The organism is Salmonella sp. GDC200615, assembly GCF_050574145.1.
Classification (GTDB): Bacteria; Pseudomonadota; Gammaproteobacteria; order Enterobacterales; family Enterobacteriaceae; genus Salmonella; species Salmonella enterica.
The window spans coordinates 4,334,228-4,347,997 of the sequence record NZ_CP192247.1; the positions used below are offsets into that span (position 1 = coordinate 4,334,228).

The 13,770-nt window shown below is 51.7% G+C and carries 12 protein-coding genes, 4 tRNA genes and 1 rRNA gene; 2 read left to right on the plus strand and 15 right to left on the minus strand.

Features of this window, described 5'->3' with window-relative positions; translation table 11 throughout:
• Window positions 1-38: 38 nt before the first annotated feature.
• From rpoB to ACQ29O_RS21065, 12 genes are all read right to left on the minus strand, one after another.
• Window positions 39-4,067: a DNA-directed RNA polymerase subunit beta gene (gene rpoB, locus ACQ29O_RS21010; protein ID WP_000263110.1), complete on the minus strand. Its 4,029-nt coding sequence runs from the start codon at window positions 4,065-4,067 to the stop codon at window positions 39-41.
• Window positions 4,068-4,384: 317 nt separating this feature from the next.
• On the minus strand, window positions 4,385-4,750 hold the full coding sequence (rplL, locus tag ACQ29O_RS21015) for a 50S ribosomal protein L7/L12 (RefSeq protein WP_000028882.1): 366 nt from the start codon (window positions 4,748-4,750) through the stop codon (window positions 4,385-4,387).
• A gap of 66 nt (window positions 4,751-4,816) precedes the next feature.
• Window positions 4,817-5,314, minus strand: coding sequence for a 50S ribosomal protein L10 (rplJ, locus tag ACQ29O_RS21020; RefSeq protein WP_001207204.1), 498 nt, complete (start codon window positions 5,312-5,314; stop codon window positions 4,817-4,819).
• A 415-nt stretch (window positions 5,315-5,729) separates the two neighbouring features.
• Window positions 5,730-6,434 (minus strand): 50S ribosomal protein L1, encoded by a 705-nt coding sequence (rplA, locus tag ACQ29O_RS21025; RefSeq protein ID WP_001096675.1) that lies wholly within the window; start codon window positions 6,432-6,434, stop codon window positions 5,730-5,732.
• A 3-nt stretch (window positions 6,435-6,437) separates the two neighbouring features.
• Window positions 6,438-6,866 (minus strand): 50S ribosomal protein L11, encoded by a 429-nt coding sequence (gene rplK, locus ACQ29O_RS21030; RefSeq protein ID WP_001085926.1) that lies wholly within the window; start codon window positions 6,864-6,866, stop codon window positions 6,438-6,440.
• A gap of 157 nt (window positions 6,867-7,023) precedes the next feature.
• Window positions 7,024-7,569 (minus strand): transcription termination/antitermination protein NusG, encoded by a 546-nt coding sequence (gene nusG / locus ACQ29O_RS21035; RefSeq protein WP_001287521.1) that lies wholly within the window; start codon window positions 7,567-7,569, stop codon window positions 7,024-7,026.
• Between the two features lies 1 nt (window position 7,570).
• Complete coding sequence (gene secE, locus ACQ29O_RS21040) at window positions 7,571-7,954, minus strand: preprotein translocase subunit SecE (protein WP_001275691.1); 384 nt, start codon at window positions 7,952-7,954, stop codon at window positions 7,571-7,573.
• Window positions 7,955-8,183: 229 nt separating this feature from the next.
• A complete protein-coding gene (tuf, locus tag ACQ29O_RS21045) occupies window positions 8,184-9,368 on the minus strand; it encodes an elongation factor Tu (protein ID WP_000031748.1) in 1,185 nt (394 codons plus the stop codon).
• Between the two features lie 115 nt (window positions 9,369-9,483).
• Window positions 9,484-9,559: transfer RNA gene (locus ACQ29O_RS21050), tRNA-Thr, on the minus strand.
• A gap of 6 nt (window positions 9,560-9,565) precedes the next feature.
• A tRNA-Gly gene (locus tag ACQ29O_RS21055) sits at window positions 9,566-9,640 on the minus strand.
• 116 nt (window positions 9,641-9,756) lie between these two features.
• A tRNA-Tyr gene (locus tag ACQ29O_RS21060) sits at window positions 9,757-9,841 on the minus strand.
• Between the two features lie 8 nt (window positions 9,842-9,849).
• A tRNA-Thr gene (locus tag ACQ29O_RS21065) sits at window positions 9,850-9,925 on the minus strand.
• A gap of 19 nt (window positions 9,926-9,944) precedes the next feature.
• Between ACQ29O_RS21065 and ACQ29O_RS21070 the strand changes: the two genes are divergently transcribed.
• Both ACQ29O_RS21070 and coaA read left to right on the plus strand, forming a co-directional pair.
• The gene (locus ACQ29O_RS21070; RefSeq protein WP_001541267.1) at window positions 9,945-10,118 is read left to right on the plus strand and encodes a hypothetical protein; all 174 of its coding nucleotides are present in this window, start codon (window positions 9,945-9,947) and stop codon (window positions 10,116-10,118) included.
• 208 nt (window positions 10,119-10,326) lie between these two features.
• On the plus strand, window positions 10,327-11,277 hold the full coding sequence (gene coaA / locus ACQ29O_RS21075; protein ID WP_000023071.1) for a type I pantothenate kinase: 951 nt from the start codon (window positions 10,327-10,329) through the stop codon (window positions 11,275-11,277).
• 34 nt (window positions 11,278-11,311) lie between these two features.
• On the opposite strand, the gene birA is transcribed toward coaA, so the two are convergent.
• From birA to rrf, 3 genes are all read right to left on the minus strand, one after another.
• Window positions 11,312-12,274 (minus strand): bifunctional biotin--[acetyl-CoA-carboxylase] ligase/biotin operon repressor BirA, encoded by a 963-nt coding sequence (gene birA / locus ACQ29O_RS21080; protein WP_000655746.1) that lies wholly within the window; start codon window positions 12,272-12,274, stop codon window positions 11,312-11,314.
• On the minus strand, window positions 12,271-13,299 hold the full coding sequence (gene murB, locus ACQ29O_RS21085; RefSeq protein ID WP_000149793.1) for a UDP-N-acetylmuramate dehydrogenase: 1,029 nt from the start codon (window positions 13,297-13,299) through the stop codon (window positions 12,271-12,273). Before murB ends, birA begins: the two co-directional genes overlap by 4 nt.
• A 181-nt stretch (window positions 13,300-13,480) precedes the next feature.
• Window positions 13,481-13,596 (minus strand): 5S ribosomal RNA (gene rrf / locus ACQ29O_RS21090).
• Window positions 13,597-13,770: the final 174 nt, after the last annotated feature.

The following is a 13,770-nucleotide window of genomic DNA, read 5'->3' on the forward strand; positions in this document are numbered from 1 at the left end:
GGTTTTACCCCGACACCAGTGACCTGTTTGAGCGAGAATTACTCGTCTTCCAGTTCGATGTTGATGCCCAGCGAGCGGATCTCTTTCAACAGAACGTTGAAGGATTCCGGCATACCCGGTTCCATCTGATGGTTGCCGTCCACGATGTTCTTATACATCTTGGTACGACCATTCACGTCATCAGACTTAACGGTGAGCATTTCCTGCAGGGTGTAGGCGGCGCCGTAAGCTTCCAGCGCCCACACCTCCATCTCCCCGAAGCGCTGACCACCGAACTGCGCCTTACCACCCAGCGGCTGCTGAGTAACCAAGCTGTAAGAACCGGTAGAACGCGCATGCATCTTGTCATCAACCAGGTGGTTCAGTTTCAGCATGTACATGTAACCGACGGTTACCGGACGTTCGAACTGTTCACCCGTACGGCCATCGAACAGGGTGATCTGACCGGAGGTCGGCAGGTCGCCCAGTTTCAGCAGCTCTTTGATTTCCGCTTCTTTCGCACCGTCAAACACTGGTGTGGCAATCGGCATACCTTTACGCAGGTTTTCTGCCAGACGCAGCACTTCATCATCGCTGAAGGTGCTCAGGTCGACTTTCTGACGAACGTCGGCGCCCAGATCGTAGGCACGCTGGATGAATTCGCGCAGTTTCGCGACTTCCTGCTGCTGTTTCAGCATGGCGTTAATCTTGTCGCCAATACCTTTCGCAGCCATACCCAGGTGGGTTTCCAGAATCTGACCGATGTTCATACGAGACGGTACGCCCAGCGGGTTCAGTACGATGTCGACCGGCGTGCCGTTTTCATCGTAAGGCATGTCTTCGATCGGGTTGATCTTAGAGATAACACCCTTGTTACCGTGACGACCTGCCATCTTATCACCCGGCTGGATACGGCGTTTAACGGCCAGATAGACCTTCACGATCTTCAGCACGCCCGGCGCCAGATCGTCGCCCTGGGTGATTTTACGGCGCTTCGCTTCAAGTTTTTTCTCGAACTCGTGTTTCAGTTCGTCATACTGCTCAGCCAGTTGTTCCAGCTGATTTTGTTTCTCTTCGTCGGTCAGACCGAGTTCCAGCCAGCGGTCGCGCGGCAGTTTGTCGAGCTTCTCAGCTTCAACGCCGCCGGACACCAACACCGCACGGATACGGCTAAACAGGCCCGCTTCGAGGATCTGCAGTTCTTCAGACAGGTCTTTTTTCGCCTGCTTGAGCTGCATCTCTTCGATTTCCAGAGCACGTTTGTCTTTTTCTACGCCATCGCGAGTAAAGACCTGAACGTCGATAACCGTACCGGAGACACCGTTAGGTACGCGCAGAGAAGAGTCTTTAACGTCAGACGCTTTCTCACCGAAGATCGCACGCAGCAGTTTCTCTTCCGGCGTCAGCTGGGTTTCACCTTTCGGCGTCACCTTACCGACCAGAATGTCGCCGCCGGTCACTTCCGCGCCAATGTAAACGATACCGGATTCATCCAGTTTGGAGAGCGCAGCTTCACCCACGTTCGGGATGTCAGCGGTGATCTCTTCCGGCCCCAGCTTGGTGTCACGGGACACGCACGCCAGTTCCTGAATGTGGATGGTGGTGAAACGGTCTTCCTGGACAACACGCTCGGAAACGAGGATGGAGTCTTCGAAGTTGTAGCCGTTCCACGGCATGAACGCCACGCGCATGTTCTGACCGAGCGCCAGTTCACCGAGGTCGGTGGACGGACCGTCTGCCAGCACGTCGCCGCGCTCAACCGGCTCGCCCAGAGACACACATGGCATCTGGTTGATACAGGTGTTCTGGTTAGAACGGGTGTATTTGGTCAGGTTATAGATGTCGATACCTGCTTCACCCGGGTACATCTCGTCTTCGTTAACTTTGATAACGATACGGGACGCATCCACGTACTGAACAGTACCGCCACGTTTAGCTACTGCAGTAACACCGGAGTCGACGGCGACAGCACGTTCCATACCGGTACCCACCAGCGGCTTGTCAGCGCGCAGAGTCGGAACCGCCTGACGTTGCATGTTCGCACCCATCAATGCACGGTTGGCGTCATCGTGTTCCAGGAACGGGATCAGGGACGCACCGACGGAGACCACCTGCTGGGTGGAAACGTCCATGTAGTCAACCTGGTCGCGGCTGAACAAGCTGGATTCGCCTTTGCTACGGCAGGTCACCAGATCTTCTACAAAGTGGCCTTCGTCATCCAGGTTGGAGTTCGCCTGAGCGATAACGTAGTTGCCTTCTTCGATAGCAGACAGGTAATGAATTTCGTCAGTGACCACGCCATCAACCACACGACGGTACGGCGTCTCAAGGAAACCATATTCGTTAGTCTGTGCGTACACGGACAGGGAGTTGATCAGACCGATGTTCGGACCTTCCGGCGTTTCGATAGGACATACGCGACCGTAGTGCGTCGGGTGTACGTCTCGAACTTCGAAGCCTGCGCGTTCGCGGGTCAGACCGCCTGGGCCGAGTGCGGAGATACGACGTTTGTGCGTAATCTCAGACAGCGGGTTGTTCTGGTCCATAAACTGAGACAGCTGGCTGGAACCAAAGAACTCTTTCACTGCGGCGGAAATCGGCTTGGCGTTGATCATATCCTGAGGCATCAGGGTATCCAGATCGCCCAGAGACAGACGCTCTTTCACCGCACGCTCTACACGCACCAGGCCAACGCGGAACTGGTTTTCCGCCATTTCGCCGACGGAACGGATACGACGGTTGCCGAGGTGGTCGATATCATCCACTTCGCCTTTACCGTTACGGATATCGATGAGCTTCTTCATGACATCAATGATGTCGTCTTTGCTCAGGATACCGGAACCTTCGATTTCGTCGCGCAGCAGAGAACGGTTGAACTTCATACGACCCACCGCAGACAGGTCATAGCGGTCTTCGGAGAAGAACAGGTTCTCAAACAGGCTTTCAGCCGCTTCACGAGTCGGCGGCTCACCAGGGCGCATCATGCGGTAGATTTCTACCAGCGCGCTCAGACGATCGTTGGTTGGGTCGACGCGTACCGTTTCAGAAATGTACGGGCCGTGGTCCAGATCGTTGGTAAACAGCGTTTCGATACGTTTGTGGCCGGACTGGCTCAACTTAGCCAGCAGATCCAGGCTCAGCTCCATGTTCGCCGCGCAGATCAGCTCGCCAGTGGATTCGTCAACGTAGTCTTTAGAGACGACTTTACCTGCGATGTACTCAACCGGAACTTCGATATGCTTGATATAGTCTTTTTCCAGCTGACGGATGTGACGCGCGGTAATGCGACGGCCTTTTTCAACGTACACTTTGCCGTTAGCTTCGATATCGAACGACGCGGTTTCGCCGCGCAGACGTTCTGGAATCAGCTCCATCTGCAGTTTGTTGTCGCGAATTTCGAAGACGACTTTCTCAAAGAACAGGTCAAGGATCTGCTCAGTGGTGTAGTTCAGCGCACGCAGGATGATGGTCGCAGGCAGTTTACGGCGACGGTCGATACGCACGAACAGGTTGTCCTTCGGATCGAATTCGAAGTCCAGCCAGGAACCACGGTAAGGAATGATGCGCGCGTTATACAGCACTTTACCCGAAGAGTGGGTTTTACCTTTGTCGGAGTCAAAGAAGACGCCCGGACTACGGTGCAGCTGAGAAACGATAACACGCTCAGTACCGTTGATAACAAAGGTACCGTTGTCGGTCATGAGCGGAATTTCGCCCATGTAGACTTCTTGTTCTTTAATGTCTTTAACGGTGCCTTCCGGCGCTTCGCGCTCGTAGATCACCAGACGCAGTTTTACGCGCAGCGGTGCGGAATAGGTCACGCCACGGATCTGACATTCCTGAACGTCAAACACCGGTTCGCCAAGGCGGTAGCTGACGTACTGCAGCTCGGAATTACCGCTGTAGCTCTGAATCGGGAACACGGAACGGAAGGCTGCTTCCAGGCCGTACTGCCCTTCAGGATCTTGCTCGATAAACTTCTGAAACGAGTCAAGCTGGATAGAAAGGAGATAAGGTACATCCAGAACTTGTGGACGTTTACCAAAATCCTTACGAATACGTTTTTTCTCGGTATAGGAGTAAACCATAGGGTTCCTCAGCTCGCTGACAAGTCGACCCATCTGTCCTGCGGGGGACAGTTTGTGCAACACTATTTTGTTGACCGGAAAATGGATACTTTCCGCAATGCCTGTTGCTATCACGCTTAAACCATTTCATTGCGATTTACACAGAACGTACGCTCTGTCGCAGTATATTAAGTCGTCGATAGAAACAAGCATTGAAAGGCACAGCAGTAGTCAAACAGTGTGAAACGCTACTGGCGCCTTACAGCGCAAAAAGGCTGGTGACTAAAAAGTCACCAGCCATCAGCCTGATTTCTCAGGCTGCAACCGGAAGGGTTGGCTTATTTAACTTCAACTTCAGCGCCAGCTTCTTCCAGAGATTTTTTCAGTGCTTCAGCGTCATCTTTGCTCACGCCTTCTTTCAGAGCGGCCGGAGCAGATTCTACCAGGTCTTTAGCTTCTTTCAGACCCAGGCCAGTTGCGCCACGTACTGCTTTGATAACAGCAACTTTGTTAGCGCCAGCAGCTTTCAGAATTACGTCGAATTCAGTTTTTTCTTCAGCAGCTTCAGCCGGGCCAGCAGCTACAGCTACAGCAGCAGCAGCAGAAACACCGAATTTTTCTTCCATTGCAGAAATCAGTTCTACAACGTCCATTACGGACATAGCGGATACTGCTTCAATGATTTGATCTTTAGTGATAGACATTTAAATTGTTCCTGAATATCAGAATAAGTTTATACGTAAGCAAATGCTTGATAAAGACAACTGCGATTACGCAGCTTCTTTTGCATCGCGTACAGCAGCCAGTGTGCGAACCAGTTTGCCAGCCGAAGCTTCTTTCATGGTTGCCATCAGGCGTGCAATTGCTTCTTTGTAGGTCGGCAGAGTTGCCAGGCGGTCGATCTGAGACGCCGGGATCAGCTCACCTTCAAAGGCTGCAGCTTTGACCTCAAATTTTGCATTCGCTTTCGCGAACTCTTTGAACAGACGAGCAGCAGCGCCCGGGTGTTCCATAGAGTATGCAATCAGGGTCGGACCAACAAACGTGTCTTTCAGGCACTCGAACTGAGTACCTTCAACGACGCGGCGCAGCAGGGTGTTACGAACAACACGCATGTATACGCCAGCTTCACGACCTGCTTTACGCAGTTCAGTCATTTTATCTACAGTTACGCCACGGGAATCCGCAACTACTGCAGACAGCGCGCCTTTGGCTACTTCGCTGACTTCAGCAACAATCGCTTGTTTGTCTTGAAGATTTAAAGCCATTAGCTTTGCTCCTGGATGTTTGCCGGAACTCATGTTCCGGAACTCACTTCACTCATCTCAACGAGAAGAGCGTCTTAATACGGTGAGCAGAAACAAGCCAGAGTATCAAAAATAATCTTAGCGTTCTGTCACCGTCTACGCAGGGGATTAAGCCTCTTGCGAGACGCCTGCGGTCTTCGACGGAGGCCTGGATAGGCCAGGCTCCAACGAACAAATCTTGTCTATCCGTCGCTATTCAGCTTGTGGCGGCGTTGGCTTCCTTCGTTCGCACCAGTCACATAGTTAGCTATGCTCCTGGCGACTCACTCACTTGCCGCCTTGCCACAACCCGAATATCTCGGATATACGTCTGCAATTAGCAGAATACGTGGGGGTAAGATTGTAGACAAAATCACCGCCCACGTAAAGACTAATCTTAGTTCGCAGATGCGCTCAGACCAGCCTGATCAACGGCAACGCCAGCACCCATGGTGGTGGAGATGCTAACTTTCTTGATGTACACGCCTTTCGCCTGGCTCGGTTTTGCTTTTTTCAGCGCAACCAGCAGAGCTTCCAGGTTTTCTTTCAGTTTGTCAGCGTCAAAGTCCACTTTACCGATGGTGGTGTGGATGATGCCGTTTTTATCGTTACGGTAACGAACCTGACCTGCTTTAGCGTTCTTAACCGCTTCAGCAACGTTCGGAGTTACGGTACCGACTTTCGGGTTTGGCATCAGGCCGCGCGGACCCAGAACTTGACCCAGCAGGCCAACAACGCGCATTGCATCCGGGGATGCGATAACAACGTCGAAGTTCATTTCGCCTTTCTTGATCTGGTCAGCCAGATCTTCCATACCTACCAGCTCAGCGCCAGCAGCTTTAGCTGCTTCAGCGTTCGGGCCCTGGGTAAATACGGCAACGCGAACAGAACGGCCAGTACCGTGCGGCAGTACAGTCGCGCCACGAACGTTCTGGTCAGATTTACGAGCATCGATGCCGAGGTTAACGGCAACGTCAACGCTTTCGTTGAATTTAGCAGTGGCCAGCTCTTTCAGCAGGGCAATAGCTTCGTTGATGTCGTACTGTTTGGTCGCATCAACTTTTTCACGGATCACGCGCATACGCTTGGTCAGTTTAGCCATTTCTTAGTCCTCCACTACCAGGCCCATGGAACGTGCAGTACCTTCGATGGAGCGAGTCATCGCTTCAATGTCGGCACCGGTCATGTCGGCAGCTTTGGTCTGCGCGATTTCCTGCAGCTGAGCGCGGGAAATTTTACCTACTTTGTCTTTGTTCGGCTTGCCGGAACCAGACTTGATACCAGCCGCTTTTTTCAGCAGAACAGCTGCCGGAGGCGTTTTGGTAACGAAGGTGAAAGAACGGTCAGCGTAAACGGTAATAACAACCGGAATCGGCAGACCTTTTTCGATGGAATCCGTTTTTGCGTTGAACGCTTTGCAGAATTCCATGATGTTCACACCCTGCTGACCCAGTGCTGGACCAACCGGCGGACTCGGGTTCGCCATACCAGCTGCAACCTGCAGCTTGACGTAGGCTTGTACTTTCTTAGCCATTCTAAATTCCTCGAATTGGGTAGTATCGCTTCAAAGAAGCTCCCCGTGATAAATATCGCTTTATGGGCATAAGGCCCATAAAAACAAAAGGCGCGAAATTGTATGTCAATTTCGCGCCCTATGCAACGATTAGATCGCTGCTTTTTTGATCGCAGCCTTACGCTTTCTCAACCTGGCTGAAGTCCAGCTCTACCGGGGTCGCACGACCGAAGATAGAAACAGACACTTTCAGGCGAGACTTCTCATAATCGACTTCTTCGACAACGCCGTTAAAGTCTGCGAACGGACCGTCGTTAACACGAACCATTTCACCCGGTTCAAACAGAGTTTTCGGCCGCGGCTTATCGCCAACCTGCTGCAGGCGGTTCATGATCGCATCGACTTCTTTGTCGCTGATCGGCGCCGGACGGTCAGAGGTACCGCCGATAAAGCCCATCACACGCGGCACGCTGCGCACCAGGTGCCAGCTTGCGTCGTTCATGACCATCTGGACCAGAACGTAACCCGGGAAGAATTTGCGTTCGCTTTTGCGACGCTGGCCGCCACGGATCTCAACAACTTCTTCAGTCGGCACCATGACTTCGCCAAACAGCTCTTCCATATTGTGTAATTTGATATGCTCGCGCAGCGATGTGGCTACGCGGCCTTCAAAACCGGAAAACGCCTGAACGACGTACCAGCGCTTTTTAGGTGCTTCAGACATCTCAGAACCTCAGGCCAGTGATAAAGGATACCAGGCGAACCAGAATACCATCCAGTCCCCACAGGATCAGTGACATAACTGCGGTAACCGCAGCGACGATCAGCGTGGTGTGCAGCGTTTCCTGGCGAGTCGGCCAAATGACCTTACGGACTTCGGTTCTCGCTTCACGGGCAAAAGCAACGGTTGCTTTACCTTTTGTCGTCAACAGCGCGACACCACCCGCTGCAGCAATCAGAATTACTACGGCCAGCGCACGCAGCGGCAGCATCATGTCGCGATAGAGGTAGTTGCCGACGATTGCGACGATCAGCAATATGGCAACAACTATCCACTTCATCGCTTCCAGGCCGCGCCCGCTCCCTTGAGCTTCGGTATTCGCACTCATAAACCAACCTGTCAGAAGTATTCTACAAACATTTTCACCCCGCAATCGCGAGGCAATCCAAATCGAAACGCTTATTCGCCTTTCGGATTATACGCCCTCTACAGAGCCTGTCTCAGCAATGATTATGACAAATAAAATCACTGATGAGCCAGGTTCTGGTGTGAAAGCGTGCAAAAAGGGCATCAAATGATGCCCTTTTATTGCGCATTGCGTCAAATGTTATCAGCGATTAGCCGAGAACTTTAGCAACAACGCCCGCGCCAACGGTACGGCCGCCTTCACGGATTGCGAAACGCAGACCGTCGTCCATTGCGATCGGGTGGATCAGGGTAACAACCATTTTGATGTTGTCGCCCGGCATTACCATCTCTACGCCTTCCGGCAGTTCGATGGTGCCAGTCACGTCAGTAGTACGGAAGTAGAACTGCGGACGGTAGCCTTTGAAGAACGGAGTGTGACGGCCGCCTTCATCTTTGGACAGAATGTACACTTCAGATTCGAACTTGGTGTGCGGCTTGATGGTGCCCGGCTTAGCCAGTACCTGACCACGTTCGATTTCTTCACGTTTGATACCACGCAGCAGAACACCTACGTTCTCACCGGCACGGCCTTCGTCCAGCAGTTTGCGGAACATTTCAACGCCAGTACAGGTAGACTTCTGAGTCTCTTTGATACCAACGATTTCAACTTCTTCGCCCACTTTGATGATACCGCGTTCTACACGACCGGTAACAACGGTACCACGACCGGAGATGGAGAATACGTCTTCGATCGGCAGCAGGAACGGCTTGTCAATCGCACGCTCTGGTTCCGGGATGTAAGAATCCAGGAAGCCAGCCAGTTCGATGATTTTCGCTTCCCACTCTGCGTCGCCTTCCAGCGCTTTCAGAGCAGAACCACGAACGATCGGAGTGTCGTCGCCCGGGAAGTCGTACTGAGACAGAAGTTCACGAACTTCCATTTCAACCAGTTCCAGCAGCTCTTCGTCATCAACCATGTCGCATTTGTTCAGGAACACGATGATGTACGGAACGCCTACCTGACGCCCCAGCAGGATGTGCTCACGGGTCTGCGGCATCGGGCCGTCAGTCGCAGCAACAACCAGAATCGCGCCGTCCATCTGAGCAGCACCGGTGATCATGTTTTTAACATAGTCGGCGTGCCCCGGGCAGTCTACGTGTGCGTAGTGGCGGGTCGGGGTATCGTATTCAACGTGAGAAGTGTTGATGGTGATACCACGCGCTTTTTCTTCCGGCGCGTTATCGATCTGGTCGAATGCGCGGGCGGCACCGCCGTAGGTTTTAGCCAGTACGGTAGTAATGGCAGCGGTCAGCGTTGTTTTACCATGGTCAACGTGGCCGATAGTACCGACGTTAACGTGCGGTTTTGTACGTTCAAACTTTTCTTTAGACATCGATTGTCCCTCTAAGACACGGATAAATCGGTGATATCACCACATCAACCAGGCAACACGCCCGACTTGTTGAATGCTAATAAACAGAAGAGAAAAACAGGAAGGAGAAAAGAAGTGGTGCTGATAGGCAGATTCGAACTGCCGACCTCACCCTTACCAAGGGTGCGCTCTACCAACTGAGCTATATCAGCACATCTTGGAGCGGGCAGCGGGAATCGAACCCGCATCATCAGCTTGGAAGGCTGAGGTAATAGCCATTATACGATGCCCGCATCCTGGAACTCGGCTACCTGATTTTCATTCTGCACTGAATATCGAGAGAAACTCTCTTTATTCGAGCCGGTAAGCGAACTTATCGTCTCGGGCTGCGCCATCGCGCGGCCGAAAATGGTGGTGGGGGAAGGATTCGAACCTTCGAAGTCTGTGACGGCAGATTTACAGTCTGCTCCCTTTGGCCGCTCGGGAACCCCACCGGACTTGATGGTGCCGACTACCGGAATCGAACTGGTGACCTACTGATTACAAGTCAGTTGCTCTACCTACTGAGCTAAGTCGGCATCAAGTAGCGCGCATTCTATGGAGACCTGCGTGCTCATGCAACTAAAAAATTGCATAAAATGTTCTATCGCTCACATTTTGCGCTATAAGAGACAAAAATGCTCTAATTTCAAACAAGAGAGCATAAATTTTCGGCATTTTACTGACCGTCTGACCAGAATACGACGCGGCATTTCAACGCTCCGTCGATAGAAAGCAATCTTCTGTATCTGGTATATTCGTCACATTGCTTCTCAGGGATAGCTTTCACAGCGAGATTTTTTCTTATTATTCCTCCCCATCTGGTGTTACCCTCCTGCCCATTGTCCAAATTAACTTAAATGTGACGTGCCGTTGCATGTCAGGGATGGCCCTCGTTCATCGCTGAACTGATGTAGCAATAGCAGCCAGAAACATGCTTATGAGTATAAAAGAGCAATCGTTAATGACGCCTTACCTACAGTTTGATCGCAGCCAGTGGGCTGCGCTTCGCGATTCTGTGCCGATGACCCTGACCGAGGATGAGATCGCGCAGTTAAAAGGCATTAATGAAGATTTATCGCTGGAAGAAGTTGCAGAAATATATTTACCTCTCTCCCGTTTGCTAAATTTCTATATCAGTTCAAATCTGCGTCGTCAGGCTGTCCTGGAACAGTTTCTGGGCACTAACGGCCAGCGAATCCCTTACATCATCAGTATCGCGGGCAGCGTCGCAGTGGGTAAAAGCACGACAGCACGCGTTCTGCAAGCGTTGCTGAGTCGCTGGCCGGAACACCGCCGTGTTGAATTGATTACCACTGACGGCTTCCTCCACCCAAACCAGGTGTTGAAAGAACGCGGGTTAATGAAGAAAAAGGGGTTCCCCGAATCGTATGATATGCACCGACTGGTGAAATTCGTTTCTGACCTCAAGTCGGGCGTACCGAACGTGACGGCGCCAGTCTATTCTCATTTGATTTACGATGTTATTCCTGAAGGGGATAAAACCGTCGCTCAACCTGATATATTGATTCTTGAAGGTTTGAATGTTTTACAAAGCGGTATGGATTATCCTCACGATCCGCATCATGTACTTGTCTCTGATTTCGTTGATTTCTCTATTTACGTTGATGCGCCAGAAGAACTTCTTCAGACGTGGTATATCAATCGCTTCCTGAAATTCCGCGAAGGGGCGTTTACCGATCCTGACTCTTATTTCCACAATTATGCGAAATTATCTAAAGAAGAAGCTGTTAATACAGCGACTTCGCTTTGGAAAGAAATTAACTGGTTGAATTTAAAACAAAATATTTTACCCACGCGAGAACGTGCCAGCCTTATTATGACTAAGAGCGCTAACCATGCGGTGGAACAGGTAAGATTGCGGAAATAACAGAAAAAAGGGGAGCACCGACTCCCCTTTTTTACTATTCGGCGCTTCGCAGCGATATTTCTCCGCCCATCCAGGGTTTAATCACGCCATCCTGTTCAAGCAATAATGCGCCTTGAGTATCAATGCCGCGAGAAATACCAAATATTTCTTTGTCACCAATAATTAGTTTTACCGGGCGATCAATAAAATTATCCAGTTTTTTCCAGCGCGAAAGATAAGGAGAAAGACCTTCTTGCTCAAAAAGCTCAAGCGCAGCACGTAGCTTATAAATCAGCTTTGCGGCCAGCATATTGCGGTCGAGCGTAATTCCGGCCTCTTGTAGTGTGATCCATCCCTGATTTATCACGTCCTCTTCTACGCGACGCATTGCCATGTTAATACCAGCGCCAATCACTATTTGTGCGGCATCGCCCGTTTTACCGGTTAACTCGACCAGAATACCCGCCAGTTTGCGGTCCAGTAGGTAAAGGTCGTTAGGCCACTTCACACGAACTTTATCTGCGCCCAGTTCACGCAGCACTTCCGCCATCACAATTCCAATGACCAGACTCAGGCCTATTGCCGCCGCAGGGCCCTGCTCCAGACGCCAGTACATTGAAAGATATAGATTCGCGCCAAACGGTGAGAACCATTTACGCCCGCGACGACCACGCCCCGCCTGTTGGTATTCTGCTACACAGGCATCGCCTGAGCGCAGCTCGCCAATTCGATCAAGTAAATACTGATTGGTTGAATCGATAACGGGCAATACCGCCACGTTTCCGCTATCCAGTTGGCTATGAATACGGTCAGCATCCAGTAACTGGATGGGTTCCGGTAAGCTATATCCTTTCCCGGGAACGGTAAATACATCTACTCCCCAGTCGCGTAATGTCTGGATATGTTTATTAATCGCCGCGCGGCTCATTCCCAGCCGTTCACCCAACTGCTCGCCTGAGTGAAACTCTCCGTCGGCAAGTAGTGAGATCAGCGTCAGGGGAACGGTAGTATCTTTCATGCAATGCTCTCCACAGCGTTCACCTCTCCGGACCGACCAATAAAGCGAACCTCAGGCTCCAGCCAGACATTAAATTTTTCACCCACTTTTTGCCGGACATGATGCGCCAGCGCCACCACATCTTTACTTGTCGCATCATTCGCATTAATCAATACCAGCGCCTGTTGGCGATGCACCGCAGCGCCGCCAATGGTGACGCCTTTCAACTGACATTGATCTATCAGCCAGCCTGCCGCCAGCTTTACTGAGCCGTCTGCCTGAGGGTAATGCGGCGCGTTGGGAAATCGTTCTAACAGTTCCATAGCGATATCGGCTGCGACAACGGGATTTTTAAAAAAGCTGCCCGCATTGCCATTCACTTTAGGATCCGGCAATTTTGTGGTGCGCATATGGCATACAGCATCAAACACCTGTTGCGCGGTGACCGTTTTCGGGTCCAGACGAGTAAGATCGCCATAGGTCAACACCGGCTGCCATTGCTTTGGCAAACGCAGACCCACCGCGACGATCGCAACGCGATCCTGATATTCATTTTTGAAGATACTGTCACGATAGCCGAAACGGCATTCCGCCGCGGACAAACGCAGACGTTTTCCCGTTTCCAGTTCAACGCAGTCAACGTAGTCGCAGACGCGCTGTAGTTCTACGCCATACGCGCCAATATTCTGTATAGGCGAGGAACCAACGCAGCCAGGGATGAGCGCCAGATTCTCCAGGCCAGGCATGTTGTTGTCCAGCGCGTAGCGAACCAGCTGATGCCAGTTTTCGCCTGCGCCGACGTGTAGGTGCCAGGCGTCCGCGGTTTCATTCACCTCAATGCCTTTCAGGCGGTTAAGGATCACGGTGCCGGCGTAATTTTCCAGAAACAGGACATTGCTTCCTTCACCCAGGATCATAACCGGCAGTCCCTCACGAGTTGCTTGCTGCCAGGCGCTCAGTAGTTGTTGTTCGTTTTCAGCGCATACGATGTGCTTTGCACAATGATCAATGCCGAAGGTATTCCAGGGTTTTAGGGAGTGGGTCATGGCTGCTTTCCTGATACTCAATCGGCAATAGTTTACCGTATCTGTGTTGGGAAGGCTTGTGGTTATATTGAGGGTAGATCGGCGCGTCCCTGTAGGCCGAATAAGGCGGAGCCGCCATCCGGCAGACTACAGATAAAACAAAAGGCCCTGTCTTCCGACAGGGCCCTTCGTTTTATTTGATGCCTGGCAGTTCCCTACTCTCGCATGGGGAGACCCCACACTACCATCGGCGCTACGGCGTTTCACTTCTGAGTTCGGCATGGGGTCAGGTGGGACCACCGCGCTACTGCCGCCAGGCAAATTCTTTGTGCTCTGTACGCAATTCTTTATCGCATCAGCGGCGTTGCCTGCGCTCGTAAACTCAGTCACATACTTCTGTATGCTCCTTCCTTTCCTTCGCTTGCCGCCTTGCTGCTGCGCAAATTATTGCGTACTCAACTCTGAATCACTGCTGAAAATCGTCTCTCATCC

What these genes read in the sequence shown, in the direction of transcription:
- rpoB (WP_000263110.1), bottom strand. Translation starts at nt 4,067, where the DNA reads ATGGTTTACTCCTATACCGAGAAAAAACGTATTCGTAAGGATTTTGGT.
- rplL (WP_000028882.1), bottom strand. Translation starts at nt 4,750, where the DNA reads ATGTCTATCACTAAAGATCAAATCATTGAAGCAGTATCCGCTATGTCC.
- rplJ (WP_001207204.1), bottom strand. Translation starts at nt 5,314, where the DNA reads ATGGCTTTAAATCTTCAAGACAAACAAGCGATTGTTGCTGAAGTCAGC.
- rplA (WP_001096675.1), bottom strand. Translation starts at nt 6,434, where the DNA reads ATGGCTAAACTGACCAAGCGTATGCGCGTGATCCGTGAAAAAGTTGAT.
- rplK (WP_001085926.1), bottom strand. Translation starts at nt 6,866, where the DNA reads ATGGCTAAGAAAGTACAAGCCTACGTCAAGCTGCAGGTTGCAGCTGGT.
- nusG (WP_001287521.1), bottom strand. Translation starts at nt 7,569, where the DNA reads ATGTCTGAAGCACCTAAAAAGCGCTGGTACGTCGTTCAGGCGTTTTCC.
- secE (WP_001275691.1), bottom strand. Translation starts at nt 7,954, where the DNA reads ATGAGTGCGAATACCGAAGCTCAAGGGAGCGGGCGCGGCCTGGAAGCG.
- tuf (WP_000031748.1), bottom strand. Translation starts at nt 9,368, where the DNA reads ATGTCTAAAGAAAAGTTTGAACGTACAAAACCGCACGTTAACGTCGGT.
- ACQ29O_RS21070 (WP_001541267.1), top strand. Translation starts at nt 9,945, where the DNA reads ATGGAGACCTGCGTGCTCATGCAACTAAAAAATTGCATAAAATGTTCT.
- coaA (WP_000023071.1), top strand. Translation starts at nt 10,327, where the DNA reads ATGAGTATAAAAGAGCAATCGTTAATGACGCCTTACCTACAGTTTGAT.
- birA (WP_000655746.1), bottom strand. Translation starts at nt 12,274, where the DNA reads ATGAAAGATACTACCGTTCCCCTGACGCTGATCTCACTACTTGCCGAC.
- murB (WP_000149793.1), bottom strand. Translation starts at nt 13,299, where the DNA reads ATGACCCACTCCCTAAAACCCTGGAATACCTTCGGCATTGATCATTGT.